This is a genomic window from Massilia sp. LMS1-1-1.1 (assembly GCF_040815535.1).
Classification (GTDB): Bacteria; Pseudomonadota; Gammaproteobacteria; order Burkholderiales; family Burkholderiaceae_D; genus Janthinobacterium; species Janthinobacterium aestuarii.
Genome location: NZ_JBFPNG010000034.1, coordinates 338,133 through 354,108, shown reverse-complemented (window position 1 = coordinate 354,108; position 15,976 = coordinate 338,133). Strand labels below are relative to the sequence as shown.

The following is a 15,976-nucleotide window of genomic DNA, read 5'->3' as shown; positions in this document are numbered from 1 at the left end:
AAAAAAATGTTGCCCTGGCTCCAACACGCGGTACTATCTCCTGATAATAAAAGCAGTGTTTCGCGTAGTTTTGCCCTTGCGGGCACACACCAACCACCACAGGAGAACCCGATGCAGAAAAAATCAACCCTGAAGACCGGTATCGCCGCCGCCCTCATGCTGGCCTTCGGCATGGGCGCCGTGCAGGCGCAGGAAGTCGTGCGCCTGGGCAATTTGAAATTCGCCCATTACGGCGCCGTGTCGTACATCAAGGAAATCGCGCCCAAGTGCGGCATCAAGGTCGAAGAGCATATCTTCGCCAAGGGCCTCGACGTGATGCAGGCGATTATCGCGGGCGAGCTGGACGTGGGTGCGACGGCATCCGAAGCAGCTATTTCCGGCCGTGCCGGCGGCGCGCCCATCTACGTGGTGGCCGGCTTTGCCAAGGGCGGCGCGCGTCTGGTGGGCGGGGCGGGGCAAAAGATCACCAGCGTCAAGGAACTCAAGGGCAAGCGTGTGGGCGTGACGCGCGGCGGCATCCAGGAAGTGCTGCTGCTGGCCGAGCTGTCGCAGGCGGGCCTGACGTACTCGGAAACCAAGGGCAAGGACGTGCAACTGGTGTTCCTCGCCTACGCCGACTTGAACCAGGCGCTGATGGGCAAGAATATCGACGCCATGATGCAGTCCGAACCGCAATCGTCGCAGGCGATCAACAAGGGTTTCGGCACCGAGGTCATCAAACCGTACGACACGCCGATCGGCGAGCCCGTGCGGACCATGGTGATGACGGAAAAGTTCTACAAGGAACGCCGTCCCGTGGCGGAAAAATTCATGCGCTGCTTCGTCGAAGCGACCAAGACCTTTATCGACAACAAGGCGACGGCGGAAAAATATGTGCGCGAAGTCGTGTTCCGCGGCCAGATCACGAAGGATGACTTCGACGACGCGATCAGCAATTCGCCGTACTCGTACGACATCTCGCCCGAGCATATCCAGATCACCACGGACGTGATGGTGAAAACGGGCGTGGGCCGCATGACGAAACCGCCCGTGGCCAAGGACTGGGTCAAGACGGACTTGCTGGAGCAGGCGAAAAAGAGCCTGAACGTGAAGTAAATCAGGCAACCGTAAAAAAACCTCCGCACCAGCGATGGCGCGGAGGTTTTTTTGTGGAGGAATGGCCTTAGCGGGCGTTAAAACCCATCCAGCCTTTTTCCGTCTGGCGGAAGCTCAGCGTGTAGATGCGGGTCAGCTCATCGCCTTTCTTCAGCTGGCGGCTGATGATGGCACCGTAATTGTCTTGCACGAGCTGGTCCGACCATTGCATCAGGTTGTCGAAACGCTCGGCCGTCATCGCCGCCTGGCGCGCCAGCAGCGGCGCGGGAATCGTCTTCTTTTCCAGTTGCTGCACCCAGAATTCGCGGAAGACCTTGTTTTCGCCGCCCATGCCGCGCGCCATCAGGCCCAGGCCCATGGTCATGCCCACGGTGCCGTCCGTTTTCGCCTCAGCCTCGAGCTTGTCGGCCACGTCGGCCAGCAATTCCAGGTAGCCCACCTTGGCGCGCAGCACGGCCGAGCCCTTGATTTCGTACTGTTCGTTCTCTTTCCAGCCGTTCAGCTTTTCCAGCTTCGCGATGTCGAAGTACTCCTTGTACAGGTCATAGCTTTGGATGGACGTGCGGAAATACTCCTCGTATGTGGATTGGGAAGGCGCATCTTTCATGCAACCGCTTAATACGGTGCAGGCGGCCAGCAGGAGACAGGTCCAGGAAATTTTTTTGAAAGAAAACATGGCGGTGGTGGGCGAGTGGCGAAAAGTGAAAGATTGTTGCTCTATGGACATAATTATAGGGCTGGCTCATCCAGATGGCAACGTGGCCGTGACGCGGCGGCAGTGCGCCGCAGGAAAGATTGCCAAAATCTTGAGGGTGCGCCACCCCGCCGCGCCCGAGGCGCGATATCATGGCAGGCTTGCGGTGTCGGCTGGCGGCGAATTGCCTGCAGCCCATACTGTCGCTTGAATCGCGCTTGCCGGCTATGGTGTAAACTTAAACTATGCAGATCTATTTCTTTTTCATCGCCGCCCTGTTGTATGCGGCATGCGCGGTGCTTCCCTCGTCCCGTGCCCGGCTCATTGCCGGCCTGACCGGCGTCGCCTGGCTGGCGCACGCCGCTACCCTGTGGTTCGACCTGATGGCGCCGGGCACCTTGCGCTTCGGTTTTTCCGCCATGCTGTCGGCCGCGCTGTGGGTCTCCGTGGGCGCCTACTGGATAGAGAACCGCAATTTCAGCCTGGACGGACTGCGCCGCATGGTCATGCCCAGCGCCGTCCTCGCCATCGGCCTGGCCTGGGCCTTTCCTGGCAGCCAGGTCAGCATGGAAGGCAAGTCGGCCGTTTTCGGCTGGCATATTGCCGTGGCCGTGCTCGCCTACAGCACCCTGACGATTGCCGCTTTTCACGCCGTGCTGATGGCGCTGCAGGAATCGCGTCTGCATACGCGCAGCGAAAGCCGCGGCTTCATCGGCACGGCGCTGGACCAGCTGCCAGCCCTGCTGACGATGGAAAAACTGCTGTTCCGCATGATCGGCCTGGGTTTTATTTTGCTCAGCCTGACCGTGCTGTCGGGCATCGTGTTTTCTGAGCAACTGTTTGGCAAGGCGCTCAACTGGGATCACAAATCCGTGTTTACCATGCTGTCGTGGCTGCTGTTTGCCTCGCTGCTGGCAGGCCGGCGCTTCCGCGGCTGGCGCGGTAAGACGGCCCTGAGCTTTACCCTGGCCGGTTTCGCCACCTTGCTGCTGGCCTATGTCGGCAGCCGTTTTGTACTGGAAGTGGTTTTACACCGAGGATTCGCATGACACGTGTTTTATTCTGGCTGGCGCTGGTGTTCCTGGTGCTGTTTGCTATCCGCAGCAAGATCCGTGGCATGCAGCAGCGCGCCCGCGCGCAGCAGCAACAGCAGCCGAATCCGTTTGCGCCGCCCGGCCGGCCGCAGGAATTGCCCGATGCCGAGCTGATGCTGTGCTGCGCCCATTGCGGCGTGTACTATCCGGCTTCGGAGAACGTGCAGGCCAAGGGCCACGATTACTGCAGCCACGCGCACGCCACCTTGTAAGGGCAGGCCGGTGCGCCGTTGCTCATCCGTATCGTAACGTCTTCCAGCCTCCGTCCGGCGTAGCATCTGCAAGAGGCGGTTCGCCGCCGCCATTGCGGAAAGGCGCGCTTCCATGTCCCGTCCCAGTCCCAGCCAGCATTCTGCCGCCGATATGCCGCCGGCGCCGCAACTGAGCGGCAACTCGCTGCCCATGCAGGCGCTGCGCGCGCAGATCGGCCGAATCGCCCGCTGTGGCGCGCCGGTGGCCATCCGCGGCGAATCGGGCACGGGCAAGGAACTGGCGGCGCGTGCCATCCATGCGCAGGGCGCGCGCGCCAGCTTCCCGTTTATCGCCGTCAACTGCGGCGCCATTCCCGAAGCGCTGATGGAAGCGGAATTTTTCGGCTGCCGCCCGGGCGCCTATACGGGCGCGCTGCACGAACGCCAGGGTTTGTTCCAGGCGGCTCATGGCGGCAGCCTGCTGCTCGATGAAGTGGACGATCTGCCGCTGGCCATGCAGGTAAAACTGTTGCGTGTGCTGCAGGAGCGCCGCGTGCGCAAGCTGGGCGGCAGTAGCGACGAAGCCGTCGACGTGCGCATCCTGTGCGCCAGCCAGCATGGCCTGGCGCGCGGCGTGGCCGCCGGCACGTTTCGCCAGGACCTGTTTTACCGCCTGCATGTGATCGAGCTGGCGCTGCCGCCGCTGCGCGAGCGGCGCGGCGATCTGCAGGTATTATGTGAGGTGATCCTCGCGCGCCTGTCGCCACGCCGGGCCGTGAGCCTGGCGCCGCCCGTGCTGGCGGCCCTGGCCGCGTATGCGTTTCCCGGCAATGTGCGCGAACTGGAAAACGTGCTGGAGCGGGCGCTGGCCTTTGCCGACGGCGGCGTGATCGCGCTCGACGGGCTGGCCTTGCCATCCACGGCGGGCACTATGCCTTTGCGGGCGGCGCCGGCATTGCCGGACTTGCCGGAACGGCAACTATGCCTGCCCGGCATGGCCGCGCATGGCGTGGGCCCCGTCCTGCCGCTCGACGTGTATTTGCGCCAGGCCGAGCGCGACATGATCATGCTGGCGCTGGTGCAGGCGCGCTACCACCGGGCACGGGCGGCGCGCCAGCTGGGCTTGAGCGTGCGCCAGTTGCGTTACCGCATGCAGAAATTGACGATACAGGAAGCTTTACTTGATGAGCGTATGGACGATAGATGAAGACGGCTGGTGCGACGGTGCGCTGCGCTATGACTCGCCGCACCACGATGCGCGCCCGGACGGTACGCAAGTCGACTTGCTGGTGATCCATAACATCAGCTTGCCGGGCGGCCACTTTGGCGGGCCGCATGTGTCGGACTTGTTTACGGGCCGGGTAGATTATAATGCCGATCCTTCTTTCGCCGACCTGCGTGGCTTGCAGGTGTCGGCGCACTTTTTTGTGCGGCGCGATGGTGCGCTGCTGCAATATGTTTCTACTGATCAACGTGCTTGGCATGCGGGCGCGTCCATGTTCGAAGGACGCCCGCAGTGCAATGGCTATTCCATCGGTATCGAAATGGAAGGCGCGGACGATGTGCCCTTCCAGCGGCGGCAATACCATGTGCTGGCGGCGCTGACGGCGGCGCTGGTGGCGCGCTACGGGCTGTCGCAGGTGCGCGGGCACGAGCATATCGCGCCGGGGAGGAAGACGGATCCGGGGCCGTTTTTTGACTGGCATTTTTATCAAAAATGCTGGTTGGAAACCTTGCGCGGGCAGCCTGCGTTAGCGCTTACTTCGCGGGGATTGGGCTTTCCATCCACACCCTGAAAAGTCAACCGAAATCGTATATGAAAATACAAAAAATTACGCCGACGGATGCCGGAAAACTATTGCATCACCCTCCGATGGGTACTACAATTAGTGCAGAAGTTGGATGTAGAGACTATATGTAGTGCCATCACAGACGTTTTCAGAATTATTGTCAAAGCTACCCGGATTGCTGATAAAGCACTGGAACTGGCGGTTTATCACCCTTGATCGTGTTTCGCGCCAGCCGGGCAGTGCGGTGTGGCGAGATGGATACTGAGCTGTTTTATGCACTATGAATTTACTATTTAGCAACAAATACCTGAAGAAACCCTGACCATCGGGCGTTCTATTCAACAACACACGCGGCAGCAAAACTGCAGGCTGACTTTAGCTGACAACGGGAGCTTCAATGCAATCACCACAAGATATTTCCATCCATCCAACGCCAGTATCGCCAGCGCCAGGCGCGGCCAACAGCGTGGCGAGCACGGGCGCGGCATTGGGCGACTATCGCATCATCCGCCGCAACGGCGCAGTGGTGGCATTTGAGCCTTCGAAGATCGCCATCGCCATGACCAAGGCGTTTTTGGCCGTTAACGGCGGCCAGGGCGCCGCCTCGGCGCGCATCCGCGAACTGGTGGAACAACTGACGGACGGCGTCGTCGCCGCGCTGGTGCGCCGCCATCCGGGTGGCGGCACCTTCCATATCGAAGACGTGCAAGACCAGGTGGAACTGTCGCTGATGCGTTCGGGCGAGCACGACGTGGCGCGTGCCTACGTGCTGTACCGCGCCAAGCACATGGAAGAGCGCCGTTTGCAGAAGGAAGCGCAAGGCGCGTCCGCGCAAGTGACCGCGCCCCAGCTGAACGTCACCGACAACGGCGTGCGCCGCCTGCTGGACATGCAGGAAGTGCGCGATCTGATCAACGCCGCCTGCGCCGGCCTGGAAAAGCACGTCGATGCCGACGCCATCCTGGCTGAAACCGTGAAAAACCTGTACGACGGCGTGCCTGTCGAAGAGCTGCACAAGTCGGCCATCCTGGCGGCGCGCGCGCTGATGGAAAAAGATCCGGCCTACAGCCAGGTCACGGCCCGCATCCTGCTGCACACGGTGCGCAAGGAAGTGTTCGGCAAGGAAGTGCCGCAAGCGGCCGCTGCCGCCGAATACCTGACGTATTTCCCGCAATACATTGCCAAGGGTATCGCCGCTGAGCTGCTGAACCCGGTACTTGCCAGTTTCGACCTGGAGCGCCTGGCGAAAGCCATCGTCGCCGACCGCGACTTGCAGTTCGGCTACATCGGCCTGCAAACCCTGTACGACCGCTACTTCCTGCACATCCAGGACGTGCGCATCGAAATGCCGCAGGCGTTCTACATGCGCGTGGCCATGGGCCTGGCGCTGAACGAAGCGGACCGCGAAGCGCGCGCCATCGAGTTCTACAGCCTGCTGTCCTCGTTCGACTTCATGAGCTCGACGCCGACCCTGTTCAATTCGGGCACCCTGCGCTCGCAGCTGTCGTCGTGCTACCTGAGCACCGTCTCCGATGACCTGGAAGGCATCTACGACGCCATCAAGGACAATGCGCTGCTGGCCAAGTTCGCCGGCGGCCTGGGCAACGACTGGACGCCAGTGCGCGCCCTGGGCGCCCACATCAAGGGCACCAACGGCAAGTCGCAAGGCGTGGTGCCGTTCCTGAAAGTGGTCAACGACACGGCCGTGGCAGTCAACCAGGGCGGCAAGCGCAAGGGCGCCGTCTGCGCCTACCTGGAAACCTGGCACATGGATATCGAGGAATTCCTCGACCTGCGCAAGAACACGGGCGACGACCGCCGCCGCACGCACGACATGAACACGGCGAACTGGATTCCCGACATGTTCATGAAGCGCGTCATGGAAAAAGGCGATTGGACCCTGTTCTCGCCATCGGACACGCCAGACCTGCACGACAAGGTCGGCAAGGCGTTTGAACAGGCTTACCTGGGCTACGAAGCCAAGGCCGCCGCCGGCGAAATCCGCGTCTTCAAGAAGATCGCCGCGCTGGACCTGTGGCGCAAGATGCTGTCGATGCTGTTTGAAACGGGCCACCCATGGATCACGTTCAAGGATCCTTGCAACATCCGCAGCCCGCAGTCGCACGTCGGCGTCGTCCACAGCTCGAATCTGTGCACGGAAATCACGCTGAACACGGGTCCTGACGAAATCGCCGTCTGCAACCTCGGTTCCGTCAACATGCCGGCGCACATGAAGGAAGGCAAGCTCGATCACGTCAAGCTGGCCAAGACCATCCGCACCGCCATGCGCATGCTCGACAACGTCATCGACATCAATTACTACGCCGTCGACAAGGCGCGCAATTCGAACATGCGCCACCGTCCGGTCGGCATGGGCGTGATGGGCTTCCAGGACTGCCTGCACATGATGCGCGTGCCGTTCGCCTCGGACGCCGCCGTATCGTTTGCCGACACCTCGATGGAAGCCGTCTGCTACTACGCCTACCTGGCGTCGACGGAACTGGCCGAAGAGCGCGGCCGCTATGAGTCGTACGCCGGTTCGCTGTGGGACCGCGGCATCCTGCCGCAGGATTCGGTGAAACTGCTGGCCGAAGAGCGCGGCGGCTACCTGGAAGTCGATTCCTCGTCGGCCATGGACTGGACCCCGGTGCGCGAACGCATCGCCAAGTTCGGCATGCGCAACTCGAACTGCGTGGCGATCGCCCCGACGGCGACGATTTCGAACATCATCGGCGTGTCGGCCTGTATCGAGCCGACGTTCCAGAACCTGTACGTGAAATCGAACCTGTCGGGCGAATTCACCGAGATCAACGGCTACCTGGTGCGCGACCTGAAGGCGCGCGACCTGTGGGATGAAGTCATGATCTCGGACCTGAAGTACTTCGACGGCTCGCTGGTGAAGATCGACCGCATCCCGCAAGACCTGCGCGATATCTACGCCACCGCCTTTGAAGTGTCGCCAAGCTGGCTGGTGGAAGCGGCTTCGCGTCGCCAGAAGTGGATCGACCAGGCCCAGTCGCTGAACATCTACATGGCTGGCGCATCGGGCAAGAAACTGGACGAAACCTACAAGCTGGCATGGCTGCGTGGCCTGAAAACCACGTACTACCTGCGTACCATCGCCGCTACCCACATGGAGAAATCGACCTCCAAGACGGGCGCCCTGAACGCCGTGGCAGTCGATGGCGGCATGTCGGCCAGCGCGCAAAGCGCCCAGGCAGCGGCCGTGGCGGCAGCAGCGGTGGCCGTGGCGCCAGTGGTGGCAGCGGCAGCGGACGACGCCGATGGCGAAGCCTGCTACCTGCGCCCAGGTGATGACGGTTTCGAAGAGTGCGAAGCCTGCCAATAAGATTTTAGTTGTCAGCCCGGAGCGTCTGGGCTGATTCAATGTTGTCAATGTCCGCATTGTCCGATTCAACGGGCCTGTTGCGGACCGCCGGCTCGCCGGCATGGAAAGGAAGAAGAATATGTCGTTGTCATGGGATGATGAAACCACGTCGGCAGCTGTGCCGCGTCCGGCGCAGCAAGCGCCATTGGGTAATACCGAATTGAACCTGCCGGCAGGTGCCGAGCCGTCCGAAGCGAACGCCGAGCAAGTGGCGCGCCGCGTGAATGCGGACGACAAGCGCATCATCAATGGCAAGACGGACGTCAACCAGCTGGTGCCGTTCAAGTACAAATGGGCGTGGGACAAATACCTGGCCGGCTGCGCCAACCACTGGATGCCGCAGGAAGTGAACATGCAGCGCGATATCGAGCTGTGGAAAAACCCGAACGGCCTGACGGACGACGAGCGCCGCCTGGTCAAGCGCAACCTGGGCTTCTTCGTGACGGCCGACTCGCTGGCTGCCAACAACATCGTGTTGGGTACCTACCGCCACATCACGGCGCCCGAGTGCCGCCAGTACCTGCTGCGCCAGGCGTTCGAGGAAGCGATCCACACGCACGCTTACCAGTACATCGTCGAATCGCTGGGCCTGGACGAAGGCGAGATCTTCAACGCCTACAACGAAGTCAAGTCGATCCGCGACAAGGATGAGTTCCTGATCCCGTTCATCAACACCCTGACCGACCCGGCATTCGTCACCGGCACGGTGGAAAACGATCAGAAGCTGCTCAAATCGCTGATCGTGTTTGCCTGCCTGATGGAAGGCCTGTTCTTCTACGTTGGCTTCACGCAGATCCTGGCGCTGGGCCGCCAGAACAAGATGATGGGCGCGGCGGAACAGTACCAGTACATCCTGCGCGACGAATCGATGCACTGCAACTTCGGCATCGACTTGATCAACACGATCAAGATGGAAAACCCGCAGCTGTGGACGGCCGAATTCCGCGAAGAGATTAAAGTGTTGTTCATGCAGGCCGTGGAACTGGAATACGCATACGCGGAAGACACCATGCCGCGCGGCGTACTGGGTCTGAACGCGCCGATGTTCAAGGGCTATTTGCGCTTCATCGCCAACCGCCGCGCGCAGCAGATCGGCATCGAGCCGCTGTTCGCCCAGGAAGAAAATCCATTCCCGTGGATGAGCGAAATGATCGACATGAAGAAGGAACGCAACTTCTTCGAGACGCGCGTGACGGAATACCAGACCGGCGGCGCGCTGAACTGGGAATAAGCCAGCCAATAGCGTCACAAGCAATATGACAAAGGCCTCGCGGATGCGGGGCCTTTTGCTATCTGGAGAGCTGACTGCACCTGGCTCACATGGTCGGGATGGTGCCGCCCGTGATCAGCACACGCTTGTCCTTGAAATCGGTATTCATGCGCTGATCTCCAGGGTCTGGATGCGGTTGTCGGCGAGCGTGAAGGCAAAGCGCAGCGCCAGCGGGCTGCCGGGGAAACTGCCGCTGACGCTGCCGGTGACCACGCAGCGCGCGCCCTGGGTGTCTGCCGAGATGGGGCTGACGGTGGCGCCGTATTGCTGGCTGCCAGCTTCTTTCCAGGCCTGGATGGCGGCATGGCCCGCGTGGGTCCTGCCTTCGTCGTGAACGGAGCCATCGGCGGCGAAGCACTGCGCCACGGCGTTGCTATCGTGATGGTTGTCGGCGCTAAAGTAGTCGCCGACGATGGCCGGCATGAGGAGAGACATGGTGCTTCCTTTCGGTGGAGAGGTAGGGAGCAACCATCATATGGCGTTCAATTGCAGAGAAAAAGTAGCGTAGGGGTGATAGGCTTTACACTTCAGGTTCATTATTGGCGGCGTGATCGCGCATGAAAAATAACTCTCTCGATGGCATCCGTACCTTTCTTGCGGTCGCCGAGCGCAAAAGTTTCAGCGCCGCGGCACTGCAGCTTGGCGTGACGGTGACGGCCGTCAGCAAGGCGGTCAAGGTGATGGAGCGCCAGCATGGCGTGCTGCTCTTCAAGCGCAATACGCGCAATGTCGCCTTCACCGAAGCCGGCGCTGGCCTGTACGCCAGCCTGGCCGGCGCCACCCGGCAAATCGATGACGCCTTCGCCGCGCTGACCATGTTTCGCGACCGGCCCGCCGGCCATTTGCGGCTGACGGTGCCGCGCGCGCTGGGTGCGCTGGTCATGCGCGCATTGATACCGCGTTTTCGCAGCAGCTATCCTGACGTGACCATCGACCTGTCGCTTGACGATGGCGCCGTCGATCTGCTGGCGCATGGTTACGATGCCGGCATCCGCCTGGGACAGTCGGTGGAGCAGGAGATGGTGGCCGTGCGCCTGACGGGCGACTTGCGCTGGTCCGTGGTTGGCGCGCCCGGCTACCTCGAGCGGAAAGGGCGGCCGCTGATTCCGGAAGACCTGATGCGCCACGACACGCTGGCCTACCGCTTCCACACTTCCGGCGCCTTGCACCGCTGGCGCTTTGTGCGCGATGGCGAAGAATTTCTGGTGGAAACGGGCGCGCCCCTGGTCGTCAACGACACCACGCTGATCGCCGATTTCGCGCGCTCGGGTCTGGGCCTGGCGTATATGCCTGACGTGGAAATCGAAGCTGACCTGGCCAGCGGCAGCTTGCTGCGGGTGCTGGAAAACTACGTGCCGACGACGAGTGGATTGTTCCTGTATTTTCCAGCGCGTACCCAGAGTCAGCCCAAACTGCGCGCCTTCATCGATACGGCGCTGGCGCTCTCCCGGCCCGCGTCTTCCGGCGATACGCGCTAGCCTCGCCTGCTTTTTCCAGCCTGGTGCCATCATCCTGAGTACCGGCTGCGGCATCGCACGCCGCGTTTTTTTCGCGCTGCTTTTTCATGAGGTGCAGTGGCGTGGTGGCGCAGAAAAGTGCGGCCATTTTTTCGCCGCATCGCGCGCGCCGCGACGCATTTTTTTGATGGCGCCAATGCGCGCGGGACGGGGTGTAAATATCGTTTCCGGACACGCTGGCGGCGGCATTTGCCGCGCGATTGTGCGATAGCACGCGTATCGTGCAAAAAAGCGGGCGAAAACATGTCGTGCCGGTTGCGCATTGACAAGGTTTTCGTGTACTTTATGAGATTGCAAATGCGAGCGTTAGAATGCGGGGTTTTTTAACCAGCGCGGTAGCGAAAAAACCTCGCAAAACAGGGATACAGATTTACACGGATATGCACAAAACCACACCGTTTTCGTCTGCCGCCGTGCCCGAATTTTTTCAGGCATGGCGGTTTTTTATTTGACGCATCGGTGTTGTGGCGAGCGCGATGCGAGGAGCGAAAAAACGCACGGCATCGAAAACGAATGACCGAATTCAGACTTTGCCACCAGCTGCGAGATAAAGCAGGGTGGCACCGACGATGGCTGAAGTGCTGCAAACGTGAGGAGTTGCAGCAGTTCAGCTGGTGCCGAATTCATTAGCGCAAACGACCGTTTGCGCCGATGAATAATTCGCCTGGCCTATCCCTGTGGTGGGTCGGACGGGTTTAAATCTTGTAGCTTAAATTTCTCATCTCAGATGAAGGAGAGACAAATGGCAACAGCCGCTAAGAAATCAGAAGTAAAGAAACCAGCCGCCAAGGCTGCTCCTGCCGCGAAGAAGCCGGCAGCCGCAGCGAAGACGGTTGCCGCTAAACCAGCTGCCAAAGCCGCAGCGAAACCAGCAGCGAAACCAGCCGCCAAAGCCGCAGCCAAGCCTGCAGCAAAAGTGGCTGCCAAGCCAGTAGCGAAAGCCGCAGCGAAACCAGCGGCCAAGGCAGCAGCGAAACCGGCAGCCAAGCCAGCAGCGAAAGCCGCAGCGAAACCGGCCGCCAAGGCAGCAGCCAAGCCTGTCGCGAAAAAAGCCGCAGCCAAACCGGCCGCCAAGCCAGCAGCAAAAGCCGCAGCCAAACCAGCGGCAAAAGCAGCAGCCAAGCCAGCAGTGAAAAAAGCCGCAGCGAAACCTGCAGCCAAGGCAGCAGCGAAGCCGGCAGCCAAAGCGGCAGCCAAGCCAGCAGCGAAAAAAGCCGCAGCAAAACCAGCCGCCAAAGCAGCAGCGAAGCCAGCAGCAAAAGCTGCAGCCAAGCCAGCCGTGAAAAAAGCCGCAGCAAAACCTGCAGCCAAGGCAGCAGCGAAGCCGGCCGCCAAAGCGGCAGCCAAGCCAGCAGCGAAAAAAGTCGTCGCCAAGGCAGCAGCGAAGCCAGCAGCCAAAGCGGCAGCGAAGCCAGCAGCAAAAGCAGCAGCGAAGCCAGCGGCCAAGGCAGCAGCCAAGCCAGCAGCAAAAGCCGCAGCCAAGCCAGCGGTCAAGGTAGCAGCGAAGCCTGCAACTAAGGCGGCAGCCAAGCCAGCGGCCAAGGTAGCAGCGAAGCCTGCAACTAAGGCGGCAGCCAAGCCTGCAGCCAAGGTAGCAGCGAAGCCAGCAGCCAAAGCGGCAGCCAAGCCAGCAGCGAAACCTGCTGCCAAGGTCGCAGCAAAACCGGCAGCCAAGCCAGCAGCAAAAGCTGCAGCGAAGCCAGCCGCCAAGCCTGCAGCAAAGCCAGCGGCCAAGGTCGCAGCAAAGCCGGCAGCGAAAGCAGCAGCGAAACCTGCCGCCAAGCCAGCCGCAGCGCCAGTCGTGGCAGCCGCACCAGCAGCAGCGCCGGCAGCAGCTCCAGCGGCACCAGCCGCCGTGGCCGCCAAGCCAGCCGCCAAGAAGGCCGCGCCTAAAAAGGCCGCACCGAAGAAGGCAGCTCCTGTCGCCAAGCCATCGGCACCTATCGCACCTGTAGCAAAAACCGTGTTGGCACCGGCTGCAGCCTGGCCATTCCCAACCAGCACCCGCCCATCGTAATTTCAACGATACGGGTGCCTGGATGAGGCAACACGCCGCTGTGTGACTCAATCACACAGCGGTTTTTTTTTGGAGAATTAGTCGTGCTGATCGTTATCCTTACATTGATCGTTGATACCATCGCTACCTTGCTGGGCGGCGTGCTGCTGCTGCGCTTCTGGATGCAGGCGGTGCGCGTGCGGCCCCCCTCGTCGGTGGCGCAATTCACGTTTCAATTGTCCGACTGGCTGGTGCGCCCCCTGCGCCGCGTGGTGCCGGGCGTGGGCGGGTATGACTGGGCCAGTCTGATCGGCGCCTTCCTGATCGTGCTGCTGGCCAGCTCGGTGCTGTTTATTTCCGGCTATCCCGTCGAAGTGGTGCTGCTCAAGTCGCTGCAACGCTTCCTGCAATGGATACTCTACGGTTTCATGGCCTTGCTGATCATCGAAGCCATCTTCAGCTGGGTCAACCCGCATGCGCCGCTGGCGCCGTTTGTAAGGGCCCTGAACGAGCCGCTGCTGCGCCCGATCCGCAAGGTCGTGCCGCTGGTCGGCAGCCTGGATTTGTCGTTGCTGGTCGCGCTGATCCTGCTGCAGATCGCGCAGGTGCTGGTGGGGATGATTATTGTGGTGCGATGATGGTGGAGTAGGTCGGGTTAGCGTAGCGTAACCCGACATCAGCACTTGCCATGCCAATGATGTTGCCGGATGACGCGCGGGTTACCGCGCTCATCCGAGCTACATATTAATAGCGGTAACCGAACGCCGCTTCGAACTGGTCGGCGATGCTCTCTGGCGTAAACACGTGGTTTTGCGCGCCCTGGGTGGCGATCTTGATGGCGCCCAGCAGGCTGGCCAGGCGGCCGCTGGTTTCCCAGCCCAAGTCGTTGGTGATGCCGAACAGCAAGCCGGCACGGTAGGCGTCGCCGCAGCCGGTCGGGTCCAGCACTTCCTTGGCGGTCACGACAGGAATGTCGATGCGCTTGCCGTCCGTATAGATTTCCGACCCTTTTTCGCCACGCGTGACGATCAGCGCTTCCAGGCGGCCGGCGATGTCCGGCAGGGTCAAGCCCGTGCGTTCCATTAACATTTCCATCTCATAATCGTTGGCCGACACATACGTGGCTTTGTTGATGAAGTCGATCAACTGTTCGCCATTGAAACGTGGCAACTGCTGGCCCGGGTCGAACATGAAGGGGATGCCCAGCTCGGCCAGGTCGGCGGCGTGCTTGAGCATGCCCTGGTCGCCGTCCGGCGAAATGATGGCGACCTTGGCCGGGCCCGCGTTGGCGATCGGGTTTTCATGCGCAAACGACATGGCGCCCGGGTGGAAGGCATTGATCTGGTTATTGTCCGCGTCGGCCGTGACGAAGCACTGCGCGTTGTAGCTGTCGGCCTTGATCAGGATGTTGGCGGTGGAAATGCCCAGCTTTTGCAGGCGCTCCAGGTAGGCGGCGCTGTCTTGCCCCATGACGCCGACGATGCGCGGGTCGCCGCCCAGCATTTTCAGGCTGTAGGCGATATTGCCCGAGCAGCCGCCGAACTCCGTGCGCATGGTGGGCACGAGGAAGGACACGTTCACCTTGTGCAACTGGTCGGCCAGCAGCGATTCGCCGAAGCGGCCGGGGAATTGCATGATGGTGTCGGTGGCAAGCGAGCCGCAGATCAGCGATGTTTTGGTCATGATAGTGTCTGTTAAGGGTAAAAGATGGCGATATGGTAGCCAGACGCCGTGAGCTGGTCTAATGCAAAATACAGTTTGATGGTTTGTTCCGAGCGCGGCGCAAAGCCCTTGTTCACGTCGATATTGGCTGGCAGATAGTCGCGCGGCGCGATCACGCGGCGCAAGACGGGCTTGTCGTTGGCGTCGTTGAGGATCAGTTCGATGCTGGGCCAGGCTTGCACGCTGCGGCTCTGGTTGCGCAGCAGCGAGACGTAGGAAAAGGTTTGATCCTTGATGGTTTGCAATTCGCCTTGCTCGATGGCCAGCGCCTCGATCTGCGCCGGCAAGTCGACCTGGCAGCCGCTGAGCTTGCACAGCGCGACCAGGGTCGGCTTCCACTGCGGGAATTGCGCCGCCAGCGGATTGCGGAAGGTGGTCATTACTTGCAGGAATAATAGCAGCAGCAGTACTGCCGAGCCGGCGGCCGTGGCCATGCGCAAGGCCTTGCCGCTCTGTTCACGGCGCCGTCCCAAGGTCACAAAGGCAGGCTCGTCGTCGGCTGGCGGCAGGACAGGTTCTTCCTGCTCTTCGGCTGGTTCCGGCGCGACGGGTGCGGCGGGCAGCGCTTCGAACGAGTGGTCGGCCAGCGTCGGTTCACGGCGCGCGGGCGCGGGCTTGTCCAGGCTGACTTTCTCGGTCGCGGGCAGCGCCGGCGCGGCGCCAGTTTCCAGATTCGGTTCGCGGCGGCTGTCGCGCAAATACGTGGCGAAGGCGGGCACGTCATCGACCTGGCGGCGCTTGAAGGGCGCCACCGGCTGGGGCAACGGTGCTTCGGGCAGCTTTGCCGGGGTTTCTTCAGGTTCAGGTCTATCGAGCGGTATGTCGAGCGGTGCGGCGGCCGGTACCTCTTCGGGCAGGGCCACGTCGAGGTCCAGCTCGATATGCTCACCATTGTCTTCATCGTCCTTGAGCTGCGCCGTTTCCGGCAAGATGCCGAACGGGTCGAACGAGGTGTCGAAGTCGAGGGAATAAATGGGTTCGTCGTCCGTGGCGGACGGCAGGCTGTTGTCGGCCGGATAACTGGCCGGCAGCGGGGTGGCAGTGCCGGGGGCCGATGTTAAAAACGGCGATGCCGCGGCCGGATCGACCAGCGCGGCATTGCCGTCAAACACTTCCCTGCACGTGCCACAGCGCACGATGCCCCCACGTAACTTCAATTGGTCAGCAGCGACCCGAAATATCGTGTTGCAATGGGGGCATTTGGTGGCGAGGGCCATTG

16 protein-coding genes are annotated in these 15,976 nt (G+C 61.4%); 10 read left to right on the top strand and 6 right to left on the bottom strand.

Annotated elements, in window-relative coordinates; genetic code table 11:
- Positions 1 to 111: 111 nt before the first annotated feature.
- Positions 112 to 1,095 carry an ABC transporter substrate-binding protein gene (locus MRBLMS1_RS20415; RefSeq protein WP_034746579.1) on the top strand — a complete coding sequence of 328 codons (984 nt, stop codon included), beginning with the start codon at positions 112 to 114 and terminating at the stop codon, positions 1,093 to 1,095.
- A gap of 67 nt (positions 1,096 to 1,162) precedes the next feature.
- Here the strand turns inward: MRBLMS1_RS20415 and MRBLMS1_RS20410 are convergent, their stop codons facing one another.
- Positions 1,163 to 1,702: a hypothetical protein gene (locus MRBLMS1_RS20410; protein ID WP_485881466.1), complete on the bottom strand. Its 540-nt coding sequence runs from the start codon at positions 1,700 to 1,702 to the stop codon at positions 1,163 to 1,165.
- Here MRBLMS1_RS20410 and MRBLMS1_RS20405 point away from each other — a divergent pair.
- The 7 genes from MRBLMS1_RS20405 to MRBLMS1_RS20375 all read left to right on the top strand — a co-directional run bounded on the left by MRBLMS1_RS20405 (position 1,701) and on the right by MRBLMS1_RS20375 (position 9,483).
- On the top strand, positions 1,701 to 2,000 hold the full coding sequence (locus tag MRBLMS1_RS20405) for a hypothetical protein (RefSeq protein ID WP_034746585.1): 300 nt from the start codon (positions 1,701 to 1,703) through the stop codon (positions 1,998 to 2,000). The two genes, MRBLMS1_RS20410 and MRBLMS1_RS20405, sit on opposite strands and share 2 nt — an antisense overlap.
- Before the next feature lie 34 nt (positions 2,001 to 2,034).
- Entirely contained in the window at positions 2,035 to 2,838 is an 804-nt protein-coding gene (locus MRBLMS1_RS20400; protein WP_046684240.1) for a cytochrome C assembly family protein, read from the top strand.
- Positions 2,835 to 3,095 carry a PP0621 family protein gene (locus MRBLMS1_RS20395; protein WP_034746591.1) on the top strand — a complete coding sequence of 87 codons (261 nt, stop codon included), beginning with the start codon at positions 2,835 to 2,837 and terminating at the stop codon, positions 3,093 to 3,095. Before MRBLMS1_RS20400 ends, MRBLMS1_RS20395 begins: the two co-directional genes overlap by 4 nt.
- 112 nt (positions 3,096 to 3,207) lie before the next feature.
- Positions 3,208 to 4,281, top strand: coding sequence for a sigma 54-interacting transcriptional regulator (locus tag MRBLMS1_RS20390; RefSeq protein WP_139090751.1), 1,074 nt, complete (start codon positions 3,208 to 3,210; stop codon positions 4,279 to 4,281).
- On the top strand, positions 4,259 to 4,870 hold the full coding sequence (ampD, locus tag MRBLMS1_RS20385) for a 1,6-anhydro-N-acetylmuramyl-L-alanine amidase AmpD (RefSeq protein ID WP_139090809.1): 612 nt from the start codon (positions 4,259 to 4,261) through the stop codon (positions 4,868 to 4,870). Before MRBLMS1_RS20390 ends, ampD begins: the two co-directional genes overlap by 23 nt.
- Positions 4,871 to 5,261: 391 nt before the next feature.
- The gene (locus MRBLMS1_RS20380) at positions 5,262 to 8,213 is read left to right on the top strand and encodes a ribonucleoside-diphosphate reductase subunit alpha (RefSeq protein ID WP_338679744.1); all 2,952 of its coding nucleotides are present in this window, start codon (positions 5,262 to 5,264) and stop codon (positions 8,211 to 8,213) included.
- Positions 8,214 to 8,331: 118 nt separating this feature from the next.
- Positions 8,332 to 9,483, top strand: a complete 1,152-nt coding sequence (locus tag MRBLMS1_RS20375) for a ribonucleotide-diphosphate reductase subunit beta (RefSeq protein ID WP_034746600.1) — start codon at positions 8,332 to 8,334, stop codon at positions 9,481 to 9,483.
- A gap of 144 nt (positions 9,484 to 9,627) precedes the next feature.
- Here the strand turns inward: MRBLMS1_RS20375 and MRBLMS1_RS20370 are convergent, their stop codons facing one another.
- Positions 9,628 to 9,957, bottom strand: a complete 330-nt coding sequence (locus tag MRBLMS1_RS20370) for a nuclear transport factor 2 family protein (protein WP_485881462.1) — start codon at positions 9,955 to 9,957, stop codon at positions 9,628 to 9,630.
- A gap of 122 nt (positions 9,958 to 10,079) precedes the next feature.
- Between MRBLMS1_RS20370 and MRBLMS1_RS20365 the strand changes: the two genes are divergently transcribed.
- Positions 10,080 to 11,000 (top strand): LysR family transcriptional regulator, encoded by a 921-nt coding sequence (locus MRBLMS1_RS20365; protein WP_139090753.1) that lies wholly within the window; start codon positions 10,080 to 10,082, stop codon positions 10,998 to 11,000.
- 878 nt (positions 11,001 to 11,878) lie between these two features.
- On the opposite strand, the gene MRBLMS1_RS20360 is transcribed toward MRBLMS1_RS20365, so the two are convergent.
- Together MRBLMS1_RS20360 and MRBLMS1_RS20355 are read right to left on the bottom strand one after the other, a co-directional pair.
- On the bottom strand, positions 11,879 to 12,508 hold the full coding sequence (locus MRBLMS1_RS20360) for a hypothetical protein (protein WP_485881460.1): 630 nt from the start codon (positions 12,506 to 12,508) through the stop codon (positions 11,879 to 11,881).
- A gap of 93 nt (positions 12,509 to 12,601) precedes the next feature.
- Positions 12,602 to 12,886: a hypothetical protein gene (locus tag MRBLMS1_RS20355; RefSeq protein WP_189396587.1), complete on the bottom strand. Its 285-nt coding sequence runs from the start codon at positions 12,884 to 12,886 to the stop codon at positions 12,602 to 12,604.
- A gap of 253 nt (positions 12,887 to 13,139) precedes the next feature.
- Between MRBLMS1_RS20355 and MRBLMS1_RS20350 the strand changes: the two genes are divergently transcribed.
- A complete protein-coding gene (locus MRBLMS1_RS20350) occupies positions 13,140 to 13,673 on the top strand; it encodes a YggT family protein (RefSeq protein ID WP_034780256.1) in 534 nt (177 codons plus the stop codon).
- 106 nt (positions 13,674 to 13,779) lie between these two features.
- Here MRBLMS1_RS20350 and MRBLMS1_RS20345 read toward each other — a convergent pair whose 3' ends face one another.
- Together MRBLMS1_RS20345 and MRBLMS1_RS20340 are read right to left on the bottom strand one after the other, a co-directional pair.
- Positions 13,780 to 14,718, bottom strand: coding sequence for a carbohydrate kinase family protein (locus MRBLMS1_RS20345; protein WP_139090755.1), 939 nt, complete (start codon positions 14,716 to 14,718; stop codon positions 13,780 to 13,782).
- Positions 14,719 to 14,729: 11 nt separating this feature from the next.
- Complete coding sequence (locus MRBLMS1_RS20340) at positions 14,730 to 15,974, bottom strand: DUF3426 domain-containing protein (RefSeq protein WP_485881457.1); 1,245 nt, start codon at positions 15,972 to 15,974, stop codon at positions 14,730 to 14,732.
- Positions 15,975 to 15,976 lie beyond the last annotated feature (2 nt).

What these genes read in the sequence shown, in the direction of transcription:
- MRBLMS1_RS20390 (WP_139090751.1), top strand. Translation starts at nt 3,208, where the DNA reads ATGTCCCGTCCCAGTCCCAGCCAGCATTCTGCCGCCGATATGCCGCCG.
- MRBLMS1_RS20365 (WP_139090753.1), top strand. Translation starts at nt 10,080, where the DNA reads ATGAAAAATAACTCTCTCGATGGCATCCGTACCTTTCTTGCGGTCGCC.
- ampD (WP_139090809.1), top strand. Translation starts at nt 4,259, where the DNA reads ATGAGCGTATGGACGATAGATGAAGACGGCTGGTGCGACGGTGCGCTG.
- MRBLMS1_RS20400 (WP_046684240.1), top strand. Translation starts at nt 2,035, where the DNA reads ATGCAGATCTATTTCTTTTTCATCGCCGCCCTGTTGTATGCGGCATGC.
- MRBLMS1_RS20415 (WP_034746579.1), top strand. Translation starts at nt 112, where the DNA reads ATGCAGAAAAAATCAACCCTGAAGACCGGTATCGCCGCCGCCCTCATG.
- MRBLMS1_RS20375 (WP_034746600.1), top strand. Translation starts at nt 8,332, where the DNA reads ATGTCGTTGTCATGGGATGATGAAACCACGTCGGCAGCTGTGCCGCGT.
- MRBLMS1_RS20370 (WP_485881462.1), bottom strand. Translation starts at nt 9,957, where the DNA reads ATGTCTCTCCTCATGCCGGCCATCGTCGGCGACTACTTTAGCGCCGAC.
- MRBLMS1_RS20395 (WP_034746591.1), top strand. Translation starts at nt 2,835, where the DNA reads ATGACACGTGTTTTATTCTGGCTGGCGCTGGTGTTCCTGGTGCTGTTT.
- MRBLMS1_RS20410 (WP_485881466.1), bottom strand. Translation starts at nt 1,702, where the DNA reads ATGAAAGATGCGCCTTCCCAATCCACATACGAGGAGTATTTCCGCACG.
- MRBLMS1_RS20340 (WP_485881457.1), bottom strand. Translation starts at nt 15,974, where the DNA reads ATGGCCCTCGCCACCAAATGCCCCCATTGCAACACGATATTTCGGGTC.
- MRBLMS1_RS20380 (WP_338679744.1), top strand. Translation starts at nt 5,262, where the DNA reads ATGCAATCACCACAAGATATTTCCATCCATCCAACGCCAGTATCGCCA.
- MRBLMS1_RS20405 (WP_034746585.1), top strand. Translation starts at nt 1,701, where the DNA reads ATGCAACCGCTTAATACGGTGCAGGCGGCCAGCAGGAGACAGGTCCAG.
- MRBLMS1_RS20345 (WP_139090755.1), bottom strand. Translation starts at nt 14,718, where the DNA reads ATGACCAAAACATCGCTGATCTGCGGCTCGCTTGCCACCGACACCATC.